General features: G+C 74.3%; 18 protein-coding genes and 1 pseudogene. 10 read left to right on the top strand and 9 right to left on the bottom strand.

Features of this window, described 5'->3' with window-relative positions; translation table 11 throughout:
• Nucleotides 1–38: 38 nt before the first annotated feature.
• Nucleotides 39–1,706, bottom strand: coding sequence for a BCCT family transporter (locus CP977_RS31860; RefSeq protein WP_234363888.1), 1,668 nt, complete (start codon nucleotides 1,704–1,706; stop codon nucleotides 39–41).
• Between the two features lie 237 nt (nucleotides 1,707–1,943).
• Nucleotides 1,944–2,948: an aminoglycoside phosphotransferase family protein gene (locus tag CP977_RS31855; protein WP_152371311.1), complete on the bottom strand. Its 1,005-nt coding sequence runs from the start codon at nucleotides 2,946–2,948 to the stop codon at nucleotides 1,944–1,946.
• A 204-nt stretch (nucleotides 2,949–3,152) separates the two neighbouring features.
• On the opposite strand from CP977_RS31855, the gene CP977_RS31850 reads away from it, so the two are divergent.
• Entirely contained in the window at nucleotides 3,153–3,824 is a 672-nt protein-coding gene (locus CP977_RS31850; protein ID WP_062759991.1) for a GntR family transcriptional regulator, read from the top strand.
• A gap of 131 nt (nucleotides 3,825–3,955) precedes the next feature.
• Complete coding sequence (locus tag CP977_RS31845) at nucleotides 3,956–5,224, top strand: amidohydrolase (RefSeq protein WP_062759990.1); 1,269 nt, start codon at nucleotides 3,956–3,958, stop codon at nucleotides 5,222–5,224.
• Here CP977_RS31845 and CP977_RS31840 read toward each other — a convergent pair.
• On the bottom strand, nucleotides 5,205–5,579 hold the full coding sequence (locus tag CP977_RS31840) for a VOC family protein (protein ID WP_062760478.1): 375 nt from the start codon (nucleotides 5,577–5,579) through the stop codon (nucleotides 5,205–5,207). The two genes, CP977_RS31845 and CP977_RS31840, sit on opposite strands and share 20 nt — an antisense overlap.
• A gap of 467 nt (nucleotides 5,580–6,046) precedes the next feature.
• Here CP977_RS31840 and CP977_RS31835 point away from each other — a divergent pair, with 467 nt between their 5' ends.
• Nucleotides 6,047–6,343, top strand: a complete 297-nt coding sequence (locus CP977_RS31835; RefSeq protein ID WP_062759989.1) for a hypothetical protein — start codon at nucleotides 6,047–6,049, stop codon at nucleotides 6,341–6,343.
• 58 nt (nucleotides 6,344–6,401) lie between these two features.
• Here CP977_RS31835 and CP977_RS31830 read toward each other — a convergent pair whose 3' ends face one another.
• Together CP977_RS31830 and CP977_RS35015 are read right to left on the bottom strand one after the other, a co-directional pair.
• A complete protein-coding gene (locus tag CP977_RS31830; protein ID WP_062759988.1) occupies nucleotides 6,402–7,442 on the bottom strand; it encodes an NAD(P)-dependent alcohol dehydrogenase in 1,041 nt (346 codons plus the stop codon).
• Nucleotides 7,443–7,507: 65 nt separating this feature from the next.
• Nucleotides 7,508–7,654: pseudogene (locus tag CP977_RS35015) on the bottom strand (SDR family oxidoreductase); the annotation flags it as partial.
• 257 nt (nucleotides 7,655–7,911) lie between these two features.
• Between CP977_RS35015 and CP977_RS31820 the strand changes: the two are divergent.
• Both CP977_RS31820 and CP977_RS31815 read left to right on the top strand, forming a co-directional pair.
• Nucleotides 7,912–8,583 carry a LamG domain-containing protein gene (locus tag CP977_RS31820; protein WP_062760477.1) on the top strand — a complete coding sequence of 224 codons (672 nt, stop codon included), beginning with the start codon at nucleotides 7,912–7,914 and terminating at the stop codon, nucleotides 8,581–8,583.
• A 165-nt stretch (nucleotides 8,584–8,748) separates the two neighbouring features.
• Nucleotides 8,749–9,480 carry a hypothetical protein gene (locus CP977_RS31815; protein ID WP_062759986.1) on the top strand — a complete coding sequence of 244 codons (732 nt, stop codon included), beginning with the start codon at nucleotides 8,749–8,751 and terminating at the stop codon, nucleotides 9,478–9,480.
• Nucleotides 9,481–9,548: 68 nt separating this feature from the next.
• Here CP977_RS31815 and CP977_RS31810 read toward each other — a convergent pair whose 3' ends face one another.
• Nucleotides 9,549–9,758 (bottom strand): hypothetical protein, encoded by a 210-nt coding sequence (locus tag CP977_RS31810; RefSeq protein WP_167538850.1) that lies wholly within the window; start codon nucleotides 9,756–9,758, stop codon nucleotides 9,549–9,551.
• A 223-nt stretch (nucleotides 9,759–9,981) separates the two neighbouring features.
• The gene (locus CP977_RS31805) at nucleotides 9,982–11,970 is read right to left on the bottom strand and encodes a SpoIIE family protein phosphatase (protein WP_062759985.1); all 1,989 of its coding nucleotides are present in this window, start codon (nucleotides 11,968–11,970) and stop codon (nucleotides 9,982–9,984) included.
• 400 nt (nucleotides 11,971–12,370) lie between these two features.
• Here CP977_RS31805 and CP977_RS31800 point away from each other — a divergent pair, with 400 nt between their 5' ends.
• The 3 genes from CP977_RS31800 to CP977_RS31790 are packed head-to-tail and all read left to right on the top strand — an operon-like array spanning nucleotide 12,371 to nucleotide 15,560.
• Nucleotides 12,371–13,423: an iron-siderophore ABC transporter substrate-binding protein gene (locus CP977_RS31800; protein ID WP_062759984.1), complete on the top strand. Its 1,053-nt coding sequence runs from the start codon at nucleotides 12,371–12,373 to the stop codon at nucleotides 13,421–13,423.
• 14 nt (nucleotides 13,424–13,437) lie between these two features.
• Nucleotides 13,438–14,472 (top strand): FecCD family ABC transporter permease, encoded by a 1,035-nt coding sequence (locus tag CP977_RS31795; protein WP_062759983.1) that lies wholly within the window; start codon nucleotides 13,438–13,440, stop codon nucleotides 14,470–14,472.
• Nucleotides 14,469–15,560 carry a FecCD family ABC transporter permease gene (locus CP977_RS31790; RefSeq protein WP_152371309.1) on the top strand — a complete coding sequence of 364 codons (1,092 nt, stop codon included), beginning with the start codon at nucleotides 14,469–14,471 and terminating at the stop codon, nucleotides 15,558–15,560. The genes CP977_RS31795 and CP977_RS31790 overlap by 4 nt, the downstream gene beginning before the upstream one ends.
• A gap of 71 nt (nucleotides 15,561–15,631) precedes the next feature.
• Here CP977_RS31790 and CP977_RS31785 read toward each other — a convergent pair whose 3' ends face one another.
• Entirely contained in the window at nucleotides 15,632–16,201 is a 570-nt protein-coding gene (locus CP977_RS31785; protein WP_152371308.1) for a histidine phosphatase family protein, read from the bottom strand.
• A gap of 349 nt (nucleotides 16,202–16,550) precedes the next feature.
• Between CP977_RS31785 and CP977_RS31780 the strand changes: the two genes are divergently transcribed.
• Nucleotides 16,551–16,778 (top strand): CbtB domain-containing protein, encoded by a 228-nt coding sequence (locus CP977_RS31780; protein ID WP_062759980.1) that lies wholly within the window; start codon nucleotides 16,551–16,553, stop codon nucleotides 16,776–16,778.
• A 14-nt stretch (nucleotides 16,779–16,792) separates the two neighbouring features.
• A complete protein-coding gene (locus tag CP977_RS31775) occupies nucleotides 16,793–17,593 on the top strand; it encodes a CbtA family protein (protein ID WP_062759979.1) in 801 nt (266 codons plus the stop codon).
• Between the two features lie 57 nt (nucleotides 17,594–17,650).
• On the opposite strand, the gene CP977_RS31770 is transcribed toward CP977_RS31775, so the two are convergent.
• Entirely contained in the window at nucleotides 17,651–19,987 is a 2,337-nt protein-coding gene (locus tag CP977_RS31770; protein ID WP_152371307.1) for a hypothetical protein, read from the bottom strand.

Below are 19,987 nucleotides of genomic sequence, written 5' to 3'. Positions count from 1 at the left end.
CGCGCCCGACCCGCGGCCTCCCGGTTCCCGCGCTCCGGTCAGCGGCCGTCCTGTCCCGGTTCCCCCTCCCCGGGTCCGATCCGCAGCTCGAAGTCCCCGGAGTACTTCTCGTGCCCGGCGATCACGGCGAGTTCGACGGCCTCCTCGCCCATCTCGCCGCGCACGATGAGGGGGTCCCTGCGCAGGTCCCGCATGAGCGCCACGCACATCCCGATCATGACGAGCACGAACGGCGCCGCGACCAGGATGGTGAGGTTCTGCAGGCCCGCGAGGGCGTCGCCCTGGCCGTCGCCGATGAGGAGCATGATCGCGGCGACCGCGCCGGTCACCACGCCCCAGAAGACCACCACGGGCCGGGTGGGTTCGAAGGAGCCGCGCTGCGAGAGCGTCCCCATGACGATGGAGGCGGCGTCCGCGCCGGAGACGAAGAAGATGCCGACGAGGACCATCACGAGGAGGCTCATGGTGCCGGCGATCGGGAACTCCTGGAGGACGCCGAAGAGCTGTCCCTCGGGGGTGTCCTCCCCGGCCAGTTCGCCCTGCTCCCTGAGCTTCATCGCCGTGCCGCCGAAGATGGCGAACCAGATCAGGCTGACGGTGCTGGGGACCAGGATGACCCCGCCGACGAACTGGCGGATGGTCCGGCCCCGGCTGATGCGGGCGATGAACATGCCGACGAAGGGCGTCCAGGAGATCCACCACGCCCAGTAGAAGACGGTCCAGCTGCCCAGCCAGTCGTGGATGTTGTCGCCGCTGGTCGCCTCGGTGCGGCCGGCGAGCTGCGGCAGGTCGCCGATGTAGGCGGCGATCGAGGTGGGCAGCAGGTCGAGCACGATGATGGTGGGGCCCGCCACGAAGACGAAGACGGCGAGGATCGCCGCGAGCACCATGTTGATGTTGGAGAGCCACTGGATGCCCCGCTCCACGCCGGAGACGGCGGAGAGCACGAAGGCCACGGTGAGGACCGCGATGATGGCGACGAGCAGGCCGGTGCCGGTCTTCTCCATCCAGTTCAGCTCCTCGAAGCCGCTGCCGATCTGGAGTGCGCCGAGGCCGAGGGAGGCGGCGGAGCCGAAGAGGGTGGCGAAGATGGCCAGGATGTCGATGACCCGGCCGGGACCGCCGTACGCCCGCTTCTCGCCCATCAGCGGGACGAAGACGGCGCTGATGGTCTGGCGGCGCCCGCGCCGGAAGCTGGAGTAGGCGATGGCGAGGCCGACGACGGCGTAGATCGCCCACGGGTGGAGCGTCCAGTGGAAGAGCGTGGTGGCCATGGCGGTCTGCATCCGCTCGGCCGAGTCGACGGGGTGGGTGCCGGGCGGCGGGGTGCCGTAGTGGGCGAGCGGTTCGCTCACGCCGTAGAACATCAGGCCGATGCCCATGCCGGCGCTGAACATCATGGCGATCCAGGACACGGTCCGGAATTCGGGGCCCTCGTCCTCCCGGCCGAGGGTGATCCGGCCGTAGCGGCTGACGGCGAGCCACAGCGCGAAGACGACGAAGCCGGAGGCGGCGAGCATGAACGCCCAGCCGCCGTCGCGGATCAGCCCGTCGAGGAGAGAGCTGGAGACGTCCTGCAGGCTCTCGGTGGCCGTGGCTCCCCAGACGACGAAGGCCAGGGTGAGGACGGCGGCGACCCCGAACACGATCCGGTCGGTACGGGCGTGGTGGCGGCGGTCGGAACGGACGAGGAGGGTCGGCAGCACCGGCAGTCCCCGGCTCCTCGCCCGTGCGGCGCCCTTCCGGCGGCCTTCCGGCCTCTCTTCTTCCTGCGACACGGGCGGCACCTTTCACGGCATTACGGGACGAATGTCACGGCGTCTCCGTAAGGCAGTACCACAGGCGCGGCCCGTCCCGGCGGACCGACGGTCCGCCACGCCCCGGCCGGCGGCGGACCGAACCGCCGTACGACCGCCGCGCCCCGCCCCTCCCGCTCCCCGCCCTCAGACCCCGGCGTCCTCGAACACCGTGGTCTCCGCGAAGAGTTCCCCCACCCAGTGGGCACTGGCCTCGGCGCAGCCGGTGGTCGGGGTGCCGGGGAAGAGGCGGAACCACGAGGCCGCCCGGCCGAGGGCGGCGAGGCGGGTGGCGAGCGCCGCGGCGCGACGCAGCTCCGGGAGGGAGGGCCCCAGGTCGGTCCAGGGCTCCAGGTAGGCGTCGCGCAGCCGGCCCGCGTGCTCGGGTCCGTACCGTTCGAGGACGGCGCGGGCGGGGACGAGGAGGCTGCCGAAGGGATGGCCCACGGCGGCGTCGCCCCAGTCGAAGAAGGTGAAGCGGCCGGGGGCGGGGGCGAGCACCTGCCCGTCGTGCAGGTCGCAGTGGTCGAGCGAGTCCGGGACGCCGTACGCGTCGAGCTCCGCGCACCAGTCGAGCAGGCGGGGACGGCCGGCCACGAGGGCGCGGCGGGCGGCCGGGTCCAGGGTGGGGTTGTCCGCGACGAGCCCGTCGAAGAGGGCGGGCAGCCGGGCGGTGCGGGCGTCGGGCACGCCGAGGGCGGTCATGCGGTCCGTGTGCGGGGCGAGCGCCCGCTGCATGCGCGCGTACTGGGCGAGGGCCAGGACCCAGGAGTCGGGGCCCGCGTCGCCGGCGTCCAGGACGTGCCGGAAGAGGGGACCGCCGTCGGGGAGCAGCGACCAGGCCCGTTCGGCGTCGACCGCCAGCGGGGTCATGACGTGGTCGGGCACCCACCGGGAGAGGGCGTCGCCGAGGGGGGCCTCGAAGGCGTTGTCCGGCGCGCCGGCCTTGAACCAGACCGCGTCGCGCTCTCCGGGCCCGGTGCGGAGGCGCACGAGGATCGACCAGGGGCGGATCCTGACCTCGCGGGTTCCGGTCTCGCGCAGTCCGTGCCGGACGAGGGCCCGCTCCGCCCACGCGAGGGCGGCCGCGCGCCAGTCCTCCTCCTCCCAGGGGGTGACCGCGTCCGCGAACTGTCCGCGGTCGACCGTCATGGGGATCTCGGACGCGGCGGGTGTGGCGGGCGCGCCGGATGCGGTGGATACGGCGGATGCGGTGGAGGTCTCTTGTCGCATCGGTCGATCCCATCACCGGGGCGGGCCGGGCGCACGCGAATATCCGGGACCGCCCGGGGCCCGACGTATCCTCGCCCCGGGCGCGCCCGACGGGGGCCGCGGAGACCGGAAGAGGCGGACAGGGTGACGGACAAGGCGGCGGACCCGGGCAGGGCCGGCTCGGCCTCCCTCGGCGCGCGGGCGCGGGAGGCCGTTCTCCAGCGGATCGTCGACCGGCGCTACGAGCAGGGCGCCCGCCTGGTGGAGCGGGAGGTCGCCGAGGAGCTGGGCATGTCCCGCGTACCGGTGCGCGAGGCGCTGCGCGCCCTGGTCGCCGAAGGCCTCCTGGAACTGCTCCCGCACAGCGGCGTGCGCGTGCGCCGGCTCGAACGCGTCGACGTGGAGCACCTGTACGAGGTGTGGGAACCGCTCGCGGTCCAGGCGTCGCGGCTCGCGGCGCGGGCCGTGGCGGCGGGCGCCGGCGGGAGGCTCGCCCCTCTGGAGGCGGCCCTCCGGCAGGCCGAGTCGGCGGCGGAGGAGGACGAGGGGGCCCGCGAGGTGGCGGCGCACACGGCGTTCCACGAGGAGGTCGTGGCGCTGGCGGGCAATCCGCTGCTCGCCCGCACGATGGAGCAGTTGAGCCGGCAGCTGCGGCTGCTGTTCGGGCTGCGCGAGGAGCCCGCGCAGATGCGGGCCCAGCACGCCGAGATGTACCGGCACATCGCCGCGGGCGACCCGGAGGCGGCGGCGGCGAGCACGCTGCTGCACGTGCGCGACAGCCGGGCGGTCGCGCTGCGGTCGCTCTTCGGCGCCTGATTTTTTGTATACCTAAATGACCTTCACTCACCCATCCCTTGCTCTCCCCTCTACAAGAACCCGACTTTTCGTGATCTGGCGACCATTCTTCTTGTCGCTCCAGATGGTTTGGTATACAAAACTGGAAGTCGATGCCCCATGTCGAAGGAGCCCCCGTGCAGCCCTCCCCGTCCTCCCCCGGCGCGGCCGTGGTCTTCCGCGACGTGCGCCCGTTCGGCGCGGCGAGGCCCACGGACCTGGTGGTCGTCGACGGCCGGATCGCGGCCGGTCCGGCGCCGCGCGGCGCGCAGGTCGTCGACGGCGGCGGCCGCATCGCCCTGCCGTCCCTCGTGGACGCGCACATCCACCCCGACAAGACGACCTGGGGCGGCTCCTGGGTGTCGCGGAAGCCGGCGAGCGGCATCGCGGACTACGCCGCCCAGGACGTGGAGCTGTTCCGCGCCCAGCGCCGGCCCGTCGCGGAACGCGCGTACGGTCTGATGAGCCACGCCGTCGCCCGGGGCACCCGGGCGATGCGCGCCCACGCCGACGTGGCCCCGGCCTACGGCCTGGCGGGCGCGGAGGGCATCGCGGAGGCGCGCGAGCGGCTGGGCCACGCCCTCGACGTGCAGATCGTGGCCTTCCCGCAGCACGGCGTGGTCCGCGCCCCGGGCACGGCGGCGCTCCTGGAACGCGCGGCGCGCGAGGGCCTGGTGGACATGATCGGCGGCATCGACCCGATCGGTTTCGACCACGCCCCGGACGAGCAGCTCGACCTGGTCTTCGACATCGCGGACCGGCACGGCGTGGACGTGGACATCCACCTCCACGACCGCGGCGAGACGGGCCTCAGGGCCGTGCGCGGCATCGTGGAGCGCACCCGCGCGCTGTCCCTCGCCGGCAAGGTGACCGTCAGCCACGTCTTCTGTCTGCCCGGCCTCTCGGACCGCGAACTCGGCTCGATCGCCGCCGACCTGGGCGAGCAGGACATCGCCCTCACGACGGTTGCGCCGTCCGACTCCCTGGTGCTGCCGATCGCCCGGCTGCGGGAGCACGGGGTGCGGGTCGGTCTCGGTTCGGACGGCGTGCGCGACTCCTGGAGCCCGTTCGGCGACGCCGACATGCTGCACCGCGCGCACGTCCTGGGCCGGGTGACGGACGTGCGGCTGGACGAGGAACTGGCGGAGTGCTACCGGGTCGCGGCCCACGGCGGCGCGGACGTCATGGGCCTCGCCCGCGCCGACCTGGAGCCGGGTGCCCCGGCCGACTTCGTCCTCGTGCGGGGCGAGTGCCTGCCGCAGGTGGTGGTCGACATGCCCCGCCGGGACGTGGTGGTCCACGGCGGGGTCGTCGTGGCGCGCGACGGGGAATTCCTCGGCCGTCCCCGGCGGCGCGCGGTTCCTACAGGTACGGGCGGGTGATCAGTTCCATCGCGTGGCCCGCGGGGTCCTTGAAGTAGACCCCCCGGCCGCCGTGCTCGGTGTTCGTCTCGCCGGGCCGCTTCATCTGCGGGTCGGCCCAGTGCTCGACGCCCTGCTCGCACAGGCGCCCGTAGGCCCGCTCGAACAGCTCGTCGTCCACGAGGAACGCGTAGTGCTGCATCTGGATCTCCACCGGGGGCTCGGCGAACTGGATCAGTACGCCGTCGGGGAGCTGGACGTTGACGAACGGACCCCAGGAGGGCGCTTCGGGGAGTTCGAGCAGCTCCCGGAAGAAACGCGCCGACTCGTGCCGGTCCTTGGCCGCGACGATGGTGTGGTTGAAGGTGACTGCCATGGGGATGACCTCGCTCTTGTTCGACAGGGAAAAGGACTCGCGGTGCACGTGCACCGGGGGGTCCTCGTGTCGAACGGCGGGGGTGCGTCCTGCACACCCGCCGAGCCGTCAGTCGTCCACCGGGTCGCCCGTCCGTGTGTGGCGTATAGCCGGTCCGGTGTTCACGTCGCAGGACGTTACGCGACCGGGGCGGGGCGGGGCAAGGCCATGAGGGGTCCCGGGCACGCGCACTCACGGGGCGCACAAGGGAGTTGAGTACGCGTGCTCATCCCCGCCGCCCCGGCCGCTCCTACCGTGTCCGTACGGCGTGCGCGGACGAGGAACGGGGCGGGGCGGGGCGGGCGATGGCTTTTCACGGATACGGGCAGGGCTCTCCCCACGGGCAGGGATTCCCTCCGGGGTACGGCTTCCCTCCGGGGCGGGGCCTTCCCGGTGGTCGGCGCGGGAGGACGCCCACGGGGTACCTGGTGACGGTCGCGGTCCTCGCCTCGCTGGGGGCGACGTTCGACGGGCTCGCCTTCTACGTCTCGATCTTCGCCACCGACAGCTGCGGCCCCCACAACCCGGCACTCGTGTGCACCACCTTCGGGCTGCTGTCGATGTGGGCGCTGCCCTGGGTCGGGCTCGCGCTCGCGGTGGCGGTCTCGGTGGGCTTCGGCCTGTGGGCGGCGCGGCGCGGGCGCACCCCGTGGGTGTACCTGCCGGTCGGCGTCCTGCTGTACGCGGCGTCGCTCCTCGGAGCCTGGACGATCATGGTCTCGTGAGGGCGCGGGGCCCGGGGCCGCCCGCTCGCGCGCGCCGGTCCCGGGCCCCGCGGAGCGGTCAGCCGTTGGGCAGGATGACCGCGCGTCCTTCGACGCGCCCCTCGTGCAGCCGCTCGTAGGCCTTCGGCGCGTCGTCCAGGGCGTACGTCTCCACGTGGACGTCGACGGCGCCGGCGCGGGCCAGGTCGAGCACCTCGATCAGCTCGGCGCGGGTGCCCCAGTACGGGGAGGCCACGGAGACCTCGTACGCCGGGGAGCCGAAGCCGACGGGCAGGGCGCCGCCGCCGAGGCCGACGATCGTGACGTCGCCCTCGACCCCGGCCATCGCGCCCGCCGAGGTCACCGTGGGCGGGGCGCCCACGAAGTCGAGGACGACCTCGGCGCCGCGGCCGCCGGTCAGTTCGCGGACCGCGGCCGCCGCCGACGCGTCGGAGAGCACGGTCTCGTGCGCGCCGACGGCGCGGGCGAGGGCCAGCTTCTCCTCGGTGACGTCCAGGGCGACGACCCGGGCCGCGGTCATGGCGCGCAGCAGCTGGATGGCGACGTGGCCGAGCCCGCCCGTGCCGATGACGACGGCGGTGCTGCCGGGGACGAGCTTCGGCAGGGAGCGTTTGACGGCGTGGTACGGGGTGAGGCCCGCGTCCGTGAGCGGCGCGGCCCGCACGGGGTCGAGGCCACCGAGCGGGACGAGGTGGCGGGGGCTGTCGACGACCATGTACTCGGCGATGGCGCCGGGGGCGCCGAGGCCGGGCGGCCTGATGTCCAGCTCCGCGGCCCGCAGGCAGTAGTTCTCCTTGCCCTGCGCGCACATGGAACAGGCGCCGCAGCCCCAGGGGCCGTAGACGGCGACCGGCTCGCCGACGGCGAACCCCTCGACGCCCGCGCCGAGCGCCTCGACGGTGCCGACGCCCTCGTGCCCGAGGGTCAGGGGCAGCGGGAAGGGCAGCTGGTCGGCGGGCCAGCTCATGACGGCGATGTCGGAGTGGCAGACGCCGGCGGCGGTGACCCTGAGGAGGACCTGGCCGGGGCCGGGCTCCGGGTCGGGGACGGTGACGACCTCGGGCGGGGCGCCCACCGTGCGGTACTGGAGTGCCTTCATGACGGTGTGTCCTCTGCTCTCTCGCTCTTTCCGGTGGCTCAGCGGGCGGCGCGGGCGCCGTACGCCTCCCGGCCGATTCCGGCGAGGAGGGGGGTGTCGACGCGACCGGGGCCGACGGCGTTGATACGTACCCCCTGGGCGGCGTGTTCGAGTGCCGCCGTCCCGGTGAGGCCGACGGCGGCGTGCCCGGCCGCGGCGTGGGCGGTCCGGCCGCCCTCCTTCCCCTCTCGCACCTGCCGGGGCGCGGCGAAACACGATGGAGCGAGGTGACGACTTGTCGCCACGCGGTGACCCTCCGTGGTTATCCCGGGTGGGGCGGGGCAGATCGTCGGTGGGCCGATGGACGCCCGTGGGACGAGAGGAGCGAGCCGTGCTGTCCGACTTCTTCGACCGACTGCTGCGCCGCGGCGCGGGTTCCGGCTCCGGCACGGGGCCGCCCCCGGGGACCGGGACACCGACGGGGACGGGGGTGCCCGGCCAGGCGCGGCCTCCCCGGAACCTGGTGCTCGACGCCGACTTCTCCTCCGCCGAGCAGTGGGTCGCCGGCCGATCCTGGGCCTATCCCCACGGCGGTCCGACCAACCCCGGCGACAACAAGCTCGACCACCTCACGGACGATCCCGCGTACAGCAGGAGCGGGGTCTTCCGGGCGACCCCCCGGCCCGACGGGCGCTGGACCGCCGGGCTGCTCACCACCGAGGGCAGCCCCGAGGGGTTCCTCGTGCGCACGGGCGACGTCCTGGAGGCCCGGGTGCGGCTGCCGGTGGAGATCGGGGCCTGGCCGGCGATCTGGACCTGGCGCGACGGCGGCCAGGAGATCGACGTCTTCGAGTACCACCCCGACAACCCGGACCTGCTCGAACTGTCGAACCGGGTGCGGGGGCGCCACCACTACTTCCGGGACCCGGCCGTCCGACCGGGGGCGTGGATCGACTTCCGGGTCGAGTTCGGCGCGCGCTCGGTGGTGTGGTGGGTGAACGGCGCGCGGGCCTTCGACGACCGCCGGGGGGTGGGGCGTTCCTGGCGCGCCTATCTGATCGTGAACCTCTCGGTGTGCGCGGGCCGCTACCACCCGGCGCCCGAGCCCGGCACGGCGGAGATGTCGTACGAGGTGACGGAGCTGCGCGTGTACCGCGGCTGACCCGGGACCGGGCCGGGGCCGGGCGGTTCCCCGTACGGCGGGAAGCGGTGCGCCGACGCGCGCGAACGGCGGGGGAAGCGTCGTCGGGGCAACGGGTGTTGCGTAGGCTCGAACGGAGCGTTCCGCGCACCCGCACCGTGCCGCCCGTACGACGAGGAGGACTCCATGACCACCGCCGAAGAGGGACGGCAGCGGCTCGACGCGGCCAGCGTGCTCAACGCGAAGAGGACGCTGCTCCAGCTCCTCGCCCGGGCCGGCGTCTGGTCCGGCGACGCGGAGGAGCTGATCGGGTTCGTCGAGGCGGGCGCCCTGGCCCTCGCGTACGAGGAGATCGGCGGGACCGGCCGGAGCGCCCCGGACGGCAAGGGCGGGGAGTACGCGGCCGGTTGGCTCGACGGTGCCCGTGCCGTGGCCGACGAGCTGGGCGGGGTCGCCGAGCGGTCCCTGCGGCAGGTCCTCGCCGGCGACCCCACGGCCGACTCCCCCGACGACCGCCCTCCCGTGGGGCGCACGGAGATGGAGCGGACCAAGGTGGCGGTCACCCCGATCTACCTCTCGTTCACCGACGTCTCCGACCTGGACCCGGAGGTCACCGAGCAGGTGCTCGGCGCCGTCCTGCGCACGATGAGCTCCCGTCAGCGCTCTCGGTACGCGGGGCGGTTGGCGGAGTTCGCCACGACCCACCGGGAGCGGCTGGAGCGCCTGTACGCGGAGTACGGGCCGGGCAGTGCCATCGCGATCCACGGCCGCTACACCCTCGTCCACTCCCCCACCAGCGTCGCCGTCCTGGAGCGGCTCGCGGCGGCGCCCTCCGCCCTGTACGAGGAGTGGGACGCCGCCGAGCTGCCGCCCGCGTGGCTGGACGGTCTGACGAAGGCCTGGGGCGCGCCGTCCTGACCTCCCGCCGCCCGCCGTTCCCGTAGGGGCGGACGGCAGGAGGGTGAACGTTTCTTCCCGGGCTGTCGTCAGTCGAGGAAGGGGCGCTCTCCCGTCCTCCGGCGGGCGTCGGTCCAGATGGCCTCGATGCCGAGGGGCCGGGAAAGCTCGTCGGAGCGCCAGGAGGGGGACGGGAAGGCCGCCGTCTCCTGCGCGCGTGCGGGGTGCGGGGACTTCGGCGGGACATCGCGCTCGATGCCGCCGAGGCGCCGCTCGAAATCGGCCTGCAAACGGTTCATCGTGTCGAGGAAGTCCTCGAGAGGAATGGTTCCTTCGTACATACGTTCCTCCTGTGGCACACGGCGAAGGTCATCACATTCGAATAAAAAGGGCACTGCTGATGACACATCCCCTCAACGACACCTTCCCTCGGAGGGGAACGCGGCATTCGGGTGACTCGCACCCCCGGGCAGAATCGATCCTTCGCAGATCGGAGGGCATGGCGGAGGCGTTTCGGCGGCGTCAGTCGGCCGGTTCCGCGCGGAAGGCGATCATGGCGGTGTCGTCGCGGTGGTCGGAGAGGTCCTGGAGGAGGCGGAGCAGCTCGGGCAGCTCCTCGGCGCGGTGGAGCGCGGCCGCCTCCAGAAGGCGCCGCTGGCCGGTGTCGAGGGAGGTGCCGGGGGTCTCGATGAGCCCGTCGGTGTACTGCAGGAGGGTGTCGCCGGGGGCGAGGGCGTGCGTGTGGGTGGTCCGGGAGAGCGCCGGGGCGACACCGAGCGGCGGGTCCTCGCCGCCGCCGTCGAGGAAGCCGGGCTCGCCCCGCGCGGGGATCAGCAGGGGCGGCGGGTGCCCGGCGTTGGACCAGGTCATCCGCCAGGTGCCGTCGGGGCGCCGGCGCAGATGGGTGTGGACGACGGTGGTGAAGGAGCCGACGTCGAGCCCTTCGGCGGCGTCGTCGAGCATGGCGAGGACGGCCGCGGGCGTGCACGCGGCGCCCTTGTTCCAGGCGAGGGCGCGGAGCATGCTGCGCATCTGGCCCATGACGGTGGCGGCGCCGAGGTCGTGGCCCGCGACGTCCCCGATGTCGAGGACGAGGGTGCCGTCGGGGAGCGCGATGGCGTCGTACCAGTCGCCGCCGATCTCGTTGGCCGGGCTGGCCGGCTGGTAGCGGGCGGCCAGGCGCGCGCCGGGCACCGCGGGCGGACGGGTGAGCTGGGCGCGCTGGAGGCGGAGCGCGGTGCGGCGGGCCTGCTGGAGGTCGAGGACCTTGCGGATGGGCCGCTGCGCGTGGTGCAGGACCTCGCGCAGCAGCTCGACGTCGGCGGGCTCGGGGACGGGGGTGTCCCCGCTGGTGGCGGTGGTGGCGTAGCCGAGGACGATGTCGTCGACGACCAGGGGGAGGAGGGTCATGCTCGTGGCCCCGGACGCCGTGAGCCACCGCTCGGTGACCTCCGGCACGAGGCCGGAGGGGACCCGGCCGTCCGGGGGCAGCCGGAACGTCCGCGGTTCGCGGCTCTCCAGCACCTCCCGCATGACCGGGGTGACCGTGACGGTCTGTCCCATCGGCGCGGGCGCGGGCGGGAGTCCGGGGCGGGTGGCGGAGGCGACCCGCCGGGCCGTGACCGTCGCGTGCTCCGGCAGCGGCCACTCCTCGTGGGTGAGGAGCAGGATCACGCAGGCGTCGGCGAGCTCGGGGACGACCGACTCCACCACCGTGGCGAACGCCGTGTCCAGGCTGCCGCCCGACGTCTGCGCCACCCGGGCGAGGAGGTGTTCGCGCAGTTCCGCGTTCCAGGTGTCCTCGACGTCGACGGTGGCGGCGATCCACTCCTCGGCGTGTCCGTCCCGCACGATGGGGACGCAGCGGGTGGTCATGTGGCGGTAGGAGCCGTCGGCCGTGCGGAGCCGGAAGGTGTTCTGGTAGATCTCGGGGGGACGCCGGGCGAGCGCCCGGTGCCAGGCGTCGACGAGCGCCTGCCGGTCCCGGGGGTGGATGTGGTCGTACATCTCCTGGCCCTCCCGGTCGGGCAGGGGGGTGCCGGTCAGCTTCTCCCAGCCGGGGACGATCTCCTCGACGCGTCCGTCCGCGCGCACCACCCACACCATCTGGGAGACGGCCGTCACCAGGGCCTCGAAGCGCTGGAGCGCGCGGGTCTCGGCGGTGGTCTCCAGGGTCACGACCAGGACCCCGTCGCCGAGCGGGGTGGCGACGGGGGTGCAGGAGGAGACGAAGTGGCGGACCTCGTCCGGGCCGTCGGGGGCGGGGAGCAGGGAGTCGGTGAGCTGGCGGGGGCGTCCGGTGGCGAGGACGTCGTCCAGGACGGAGAGGAACCGCTCGGCGGCCGGTTCCGGGTAGGCCTCCCGGGCGGGCCTGCGGAGGGGGCGGGCGCCGAGCATCCTCTTGTACGCGGCGTTGACGTAGATCAGCAGGTGCTCGGGTCCCGCGAAGAGGGCGACCGCCGCCACGGTCGCGTCGAACAGCTTGGGGTCGAGGGCCCTCGCCGGGCTCATCGCCCGTCCGCCCCGGTCCGGGCCGGCGGGGGGTCCGGCCGCCCGTCGGTCCGCCGACGATCCGGTGCGATCATCCTGTGAGCCTTTCGTCCTTCCGGCACGTGAACTCCTGCATCCTCCAGGGGACCGCGCCGCGGGGGCCCCCGCCACACGGGCGGCTACCCCGTTCGTGTGCGCCCCGAACGCGCCCCGGACGACCTCCGTCCGCCGTCCGGCGCCCCTGCCCGCCTCCTTCTCCGGATCTTCCGTCCGGTCCGCCACCCCCTGGTGTTCGAGCGGGCGAGCGAATAGGTTAGGCTCACCTAATAAGCGCTCGCGATGGCCCGCGCCTCTCCGTGATCATCTCCGGAGGGGCGCGGCCTGGCGCCCGCACACCTCTGCCCGGAGACAAGGAACCGTCATGCCTTCTGTGTTCACCCCCCTTCGCCGCCGCGTCCTCGTGGCGGGGGCCGCCGCGGTCTCGCTCGGTCTCATGGTGACCGGGTGCGGCTCGGACGAGAAAAAGGACGACGCGGCCGGTTCGGCGTCCAAGGCTCCGGCGGGCGCTTTCCCCGTCACCCTCAAGAGCGCCCTCGGCGAGGCGGTCATCAAGGAGAAGCCCAAGCGCGTCGTCACCCTCGGCCAGGGCTCCGCGGAGACCGCGATCGCCCTCGGCAACGTCCCGGTCGGCATCGAGGAGTACCCCTGGGGCAGCGACAAGACCGGCTACCTCCCCTGGATCCACGAGGCCGTGACCAAGTCCGGCGCCACGCTCCCCAAGCAGTTCAAGGGCGGCGAGGAGCTCGACATCGAGGCCATCACCGAGCTGGAGCCCGACGTCATCCTGGCCCCCTGGTCCGGCATCACGCAGAAGCAGTACGACGTCCTCAAGGACATCGCGCCGACCGTCGCCTACCCCGAGCAGGCGTGGAGCACCAACTGGGACCAGCAGATCGAGATCATCGCCAAGGCGCTCGGCCAGCCGGAGAAGGCGAAGGAGCTGGAGGCGAAGATCGAAAAGCAGCTCGCCGACGCCGCCGCCTCCCGCCCCAACTACAAGAACGTCACGTTCTCGTACATCTACAACACCGGCCCCGGCACCCTCGGCGTCTTCAAGCCCGAGGAGCAGCGCGTCGCGATGGTCTCCAAGCTCGGCCTCAAGGTCGACCCGGTGGTGAACACCTTCAAGGAGACCGAGGGCACCGACTCCGCCCTGATCGGCCTGGAGAACGCCAACAAGCTGGCGAACAGCGACATCGCCTTCACCTTCTACATGGACGAGAAGTCCCGCAAGACGGTCGAGGCCCAGCCGCTGTACGCGGCCATCCCCGCCGTGAAGAAGAACGCGCTCGTCTACAGCCACGACACCCCGTTCGTCACCGCCTCCTCGATGATCAACCCGCTGACGGTGCCGTACAGCATCGAGCGCTACCTGCCGATGATCGACAAGGCCGTCGCCAAGGCCGGGAAGTAACGACGGACTCCGGCGTGACCACACTCTCCCGGACCGCCCAGGGCCCCGCCGTCGTACGGCGGGGCCCCGCCCGGTACCTGGCATCCGCCGTCCTGTGCCTGGCCCTGCTGGCCGTGGCGCTGCTCGCCAGCGTGATGTTCGGCAGCAAGCCGACGTCCCTGTCCGACGTCCTGCGGGTCGTCACCGGCGGCGGCGACGAGTACCTCCGCACCGTCGTCGAGAGCCGCTACCCGCGCACCGCCCTCGGCGTGCTCGCGGGCCTCTGCCTCGGGATCGCCGGCACGCTGATGCAGGGCATCACCCGCAATCCGCTCGCCGAGCCGGGGCTCCTCGGCATCAACGCGGGCGCGTCGGCGAGCATCGTCGCCGCCACCGCGTTCCTCGGTGCGTCCGGGCAGCGGGAGACCATCTGGTGGGCCCTGGTCGGCGCCCTGGCGACCGGCGTCCTCGTCCACGTCGTCGGCACGGCCGGCGGGGGCGGCAGCCCGGTGCGGCTCGTCCTCGCCGGCGCGGTGCTCTCCGCGATCCTGGCCGCGTTCATCCAGGCCGTCGCGCTGTCCCGGCCGAAGGTCTTCGACACGTACCGCTACTGGGTGGTGGGCTCGCTCGGCGGGCGCGGTTTCGACGCCCTCTGGGCCGTGCTGCCGTTCGCCGCGGCCGGGCTCCTCCTCGCCCTCCTGCTCGCGCCCGGCCTCAACGCCATGGCCATGGGCGACGACAAGGCCGCCTCGCTCGGCATCAGCCCCGCCCGCGTCAAGGGCGCGGGACTGCTGGCCGCGACGCTGCTCAGCGCGGCGGCCACGGCGGCGGTGGGCCCCATCGCCTTCGTCGGGCTCGCCGTCCCGCACCTGGTCCGGGCCCTGGTGGGCGCGGACTTCCGGATGCAGATCCTGTTCACCGCGCTCGCGGGCCCCACGCTGCTGCTCCTCGCGGACGTCGTCGGCCGGGTCCTGCTGCGCCCCGAGGAGCTGATGGTCGGTGTCGTCACCGCGTTCGTGGGCGCGCCGGCGCTGCTCTTCGCCGTCCGCCGCATGAGGGGGGCGTCATGAAGACCGCCGACCGGACCGGGATCCGGACCGGAACCCCGGCCGTGGTGCCGTCGCGTCCGACGGGGCGCGTCCTCGTACGGGTCGGCCCCCGGGTCGCGATCCCCGTGCGCCGCTCCTCCCTGATCGCCGCCGTGCTGTCGGTGCTGCTGCTCCTGGGGGCGGGCGTGGCGACCCTCACGATGGGCAGGCTGGGCATCGACCTGGCCGACCTGCCGTCGGCGCTCATGGGCGAGGCGACGGGCAAGAACGCCTTCGTCCTGAACCGGCTGCGGGGCCCGCGGCTCGTGGTGGCCATCGCCACCGGCGCGGCCCTCGGCCTGGCCGGGGCCCTGTTCCAGTCGGTCACCCGCAATCCGCTGGGCAGCCCCGACGTGATCGGGCTCAGCGCCGGGTCCGGCGCGGGGGCCGCGGCCGCCGCGCTCTTCCTGCCCGACGTCGTCCCGGTCTCCGTCGGCGCCCTGGTCGGCGCGGTCGCCGCCATGGGGCTCGTGTACGTCTCCACCGGGACCGGGTTCCGCAACCCGGGGCGCCTGGTGGTGGCGGGCATCGGCGTGGCCGCGATGTCGACGGCCCTGACCCAGTACGTGGTGTACGCCGTCGAGCGCGACAAGGCGAGCGCCCTGACCGCGTACATCAACGGCAGTCTGTCGGCCCGCTCCTGGGACGACGCGACGGTCATCTGGACGGTGCTGCTCGTCTGCCTGCCGTTCGCGGCGCTCCTCGCCCGGCCGCTGACCATCGGCGAGATGGGCGACGACCTCTCCACCGGTCTGGGCGCCCGACCGGACCGCACCGCGACGGCCGCGGTCGTCCTGTCGATCGTCCTGTCCGCGGGCGCGGTCAGCGTGGCCGGTCCGATCGCCTTCATCTCCCTGACGGCGCCGCAGATCGCCAAGCGGGTCACCCGGAGCGGCGGACCGCAGCTGGTCATGTCGGCCCTGCTCGGCGCGCTGCTCCTGGTCCTCGCGGACCTCGCGGCCCAGCAGCTGCCGCTCTTCGACGACCTGCCGGTCGGCCTCTACACGATGGCCGTCGGAGGGGCGTACCTGGGCTATCTGCTGTTGAGGGAGTGGAAGCGGACCGTCTGAGGCGTGTACGGCGGGGAGGGGGAGGGCCACCGGATGGTCCTCCCCCTCCCCGTTTCCGTTCCCCGTTTCCGTCATCCGGTGAGCGGTTCGCCGATCCGCAGGTTCCAGCGCCCGTTCCGCCCGCTGAGGTGAACCGCCGTCAGGGGGCGCACGTCCAGGCGCCGGGCGGCCTCGTCGGGCACGCCGAGGGCGTGGACCGCCGCGGCCCGTACGACGTCGGGTTCGGCGACGGCCGTGACGCGCCCCGAGCTCTCCCGGAGGGCGTCGAGCCAGGCGCCGACCCGGACGCGCAGGTCTCGGAGGGACTCCCCGCCGTGCGGCGCGGCCTCCGGGTCGGCCAGCCAGGCGGCGAGCCCGGCCTCCTCGGTGGCGGCGACGTCGTCCAGGGTCCTCCCCCGCCACCGTCCCATGTCGCAGCCCGCCAGGCCGGCCGCCGGCTCGGCCCGCAGGCCGAGGGCCCGCGCGGTGCCGAGGCACCGCGCGGACGGCGAGGCGTACGCGCGCGGGGCGGGGCCGAAGGCGGTCGCGAGGGCCTCGGCGCGGGCGAGTCCCGCCGGGTCGAGGGGGCCGTCGGCGTCGAACCGGACCTCGCGCAGCGCCTCGCTCGCGGCGGGCGGGACGAGCGTCAGCCGGACTGTCATCGGGGGTTCCCTCTCGGTCGGCGCGGGCGGCGCGGTTCCCGTCCGCCGGCCCGTACCGTACCGGGGCGGCGGGGTGGCCTCCGTACGGGCCGGCGGACGGGCGCTCCGGCCGGGGGCGCACGGAAGGTGATGCGGGCCTCACGCTCTTAACAATGTCCACGTCACGCGGTACGGTCGGGCGACATTTGAACAGCGTGACGACGGCGAGACGGAAGTCCGGTGGGAACCCGGCACGGTCGCGCCACTGTGTGCCGAGGCCTCCCGGGCGAGGGGGGCGCGGCGAGTCAGACCCGTGGACCGTCGTCCTGCACCACCGTTCGGGACGCGTGTTCCCCCAGGAGGTTTCATCATGGCCGAGGCTGCCGTCTCCGCTGCCGTTTCCACCCCGCCCGTGGCCGTACCGGCTCCGCTGCCCGTGCGGGCCGTGCTGCCCTGGGCCTTCTTCGTCGGCCTTCTCGCACTGATCGCGCTGTACTTCGTGGGCGCGGAGCAGGGCGCCACCTCCCTCTTCGCGGGTTCCGACGTGCACGAGTGGGTGCACGACGGGCGCCACCTGCTCGGCTTCCCCTGCCACTGAGAGGCGACGAGCACATGCACGCCTCGACCGTGAGAACCCTGCTGATCCGCGGCATGCTCGCGGGTCTGATCGCCGGTCTGTTCGCCTTCGCCGTGGCCTACGTGGGCGGCGAGCCCTCCGTGGACGGCTCCATCGCCGTGGAGGAGGCCCAGGCCGCCCAGGAGGCCGCCCACGCCGGACACGGCGGCGGCGCGGAGGCCGAAGAGGAGGAGGTGGTCAGCCGCTCCGCGCAGTCCACCTTCGGCCTGGCCACCGGCGTCCTGGTCTACGGGGTGGCGCTGGGCGGCATCGCCGCGCTCGCCTTCTCGTTCGCGCTCGGCCGCGTCGGCCGGTTCAGCCCGCGGGCCACCGCGGCGCTGACCGCGGCCGCGGCCTTCACCACCGTCTACCTGGTGCCGTTCCTGAAGTACCCGGCGACCCCGCCGGCCGTCGGAAACCCCGACACCATCGGGAGGCGCACCACCCTGTTCTTCCTGATGATCCTGCTCAGCGTGCTGCTCGGCGTCGCCGCGGTGATCCTCGGTCGCCGTCTGGCGCCGCGACTGGGCAACTGGAACGCGAGCCTGGCGGCCGGATTCGGCTTCGTCCTCGTGACGGGCATCGCCTTCGCGGTCCTTCCGGCGAACGACGACGCGGTCAAGGCGGGCTTCCCCGCCAAGCTGCTGTGGGAGTTCCGCCTGGCCTCGCTCGGCGTCCAGGTCGTCCTGTGGGTGGTGTTCGCCGTCGTCTTCGGCTACCTCGCCCAGAAGGCGCTGGCCGCCCGGACGGCCGCGGCGGAGGTCCCGGCCCGGGTCGAGGCCCCGGCCGCGGGCTGACCGGCCGACGCGTACGACACCGCCCCGCGTGCCAGGAGCACGCGGGGCGGTGTCGTGTCACGCGCGGGCGTCCCCCACGGTGCGGTCCCGATCCCCGCACAGCCAGTGCTCGCCCGTCGTGGTCCATCCGGTCAGGCGCCGGGCGCGTCCGGCGTCCGCCGTGCCGTCGGGCGCGAAGGAGCCGCCGTCGGCGACCAGTCGGAGACCCGCCAGGGCCGGCGCCAGTCGGGCGGCCACCGGGGCGGGGTGACGGGCGGTCTCCTCCGGCAGCCGGGCCAGTACCCCGGCCGCCGTCGCCGCGTCGCACAGCGACAGGTGGAACAGCATCTGCCGCCAGGCGTACGCCGCGTCCTTCACCGTGCCGAGCGGGCGCTCGTGCCGGGCCCGGTCCGTCAGGCGGCACACCGCGGCGAAGCAGCGGAGGGCGAGTTCCGCCCGGCCGGAGGCGGGCGCGACGCCGACGCGGTGGACCAGGACGGCGAGGTTGTGGGTGGTGAGGATCTGGGCCTGCTCGATCACCGCGCCGTTCTCCGCCACGCCCCCGAAGCCGCCGGAGGCGCGTACCCCGGCCCGCTCGTGGCAGAGGGCGGCGAAGTCCGGCGCGTGCCGGGCGCCGCTCCCCCGGAACGCCGGTCGTCGGGAGCCCTGTTCGGACAGGACGTACACGGCCGCGTAGTCGATGCCGTAGTACCTCTCGTACAGCGAGCCTTCGAGCAGTTCCCCCGCCACGGCGGCCGCGGCCGCGAACTTGGGGCTGAAGGTGCCCGTGAAGATGTCGGCGGCCAGCTCCTCGACCAGGGGCGCGTCCAGACCGGTCCGGCGTACGAGCACGGCGAGTTCGCGGACGAGCGGGTTGGGCAGCAGGGTGGCCGGGAAGCCGTCCACGGCGACCTCGGCGAGGTGCCGCAGCGTCGCGCGGGCGGAGTCGCGGACGCGCGCGTCGGAGCGGTGCTGTGCGGACACCGCGCGGACCCAGGGCAGTTCCTCGGGCCGGACCTGCCGCTCCAGGTCGAGCAGGAGCAGCGAGCGGCGGTTGCGGAACGCCCGGTAGTTCGCGGCCATGAGCGCGCGCAGCGGCGCGTCCCGGTAGGCCCCGGCCGTCTCGGCGGCGACGAGCTGGGGCACCAGCTCGGCCAGCACCTCGGCGGAGGGGATCACGCCGAGCTCCACCAGGGCGGGCAGGGGCGCGCTCCGCGCCCGTTCGACCACGCGGCGGACCGCGGGCGGCACGGCCGTCCCGGCGGGCAGGCCGGAGCGCCGCTCCTCGGCGCCGGTAACCGGGGCGAGGAGCGCGTCCGGGTCGGCGGCGCCGGCGTCCTGCGGGAGGGCGGACAGCCGGTCGGCGACGAGGTGGGCGAGGTCGTGGTGGGCGGGCAGCGCAGCCTGGGCCGCCTGGGCGTTCCGTACCGCCGCGTGCCGCTCCGAGCCGGGCAGGCCCCGCTTGCGCACCATCGAGGCGACGGCGTGCCGCAGGAGTCCGAGGCGCCGCGCGTCGAGGGGGCGGCCGGCGGCGGTCTCCTCCAGGGCTCCGCGCAGGATCCCGAGGTTGCCCCCGGGGTCGCGGTGGCCGCGGCAGCGGGTGTGCTCGCGGGCCAGGAGCCGGTAGCGGTCGAGGAGGGCGGCGCCGCGCGCGTGCCATCCGTCGCCGGGCTCGCGGTCGAGGACCCGGTGGTCGGGGCCGGCCGTCTCCAGCCAGTGCCGGAGCAGGTCGTCGGCGAAGGGCCGCCAGACGCGGAGCGCCTCGCGCTGGGTCTCGACGGCGTCGTTCGGGCCCCGGCGGGCGAGGGCGGCCCCGGCCTGCGCGACGGTGCGGCGGTGTACGGCGTCGGTGGCGGGCGCCGGGGACGCGGACGGGCGCGGGGCGAACCGCAGCCTGCCGGCGAACGGGCGTATCTCCCGGACGAGTTCGAGGGCCGCGTCGGTCTCCCCGGCGCGCACCAGCCAGGCCACCGTGAGCAGCGCGGCCTCCTCGGGGACGGTGACCTCGTAGCGGGTGCCGTCGAGCAGTGCCCACAGCTCCGCGAGGCCCGCCTCGGTGAGGCAGTGGGCGAAGAGGGCCTCCCGGTCCTCCGGGACCCCGGCCCTCCGCGCCGCCTCGGCCTCGTACGGCAGGAGGGGTCCGCCGGCCCGGGCGGTGCCCGTGGCGAAGCCGCCGTGCAGCACCTCCGGGGTCACCCAGGCGGGCAGGCCGCGGACGGGGGTGCGCGAGCCGACCCGCAGCGTGCCGGCGGCCATTCCGGCGAGCACCTGGCGCCAGCCGCGGACCCGTTCCTCGGCACGCGCGCGCGTGGCGGGGTCCGCGTGGGTGAGCGCGGTGACGAAGGCACGGGCCAGCCGGCCTTCGGCGTAGGGGGCGGACGGCATCGGGGGCTGCTTGTCAGCGTGGGTGTCCAT

This window comes from Streptomyces cinereoruber (assembly GCF_009299385.1).
Taxonomy (GTDB): Bacteria; Actinomycetota; Actinomycetes; order Streptomycetales; family Streptomycetaceae; genus Streptomyces; species Streptomyces bikiniensis.
This window is presented reverse-complemented; position numbering and strand designations above follow the sequence as displayed.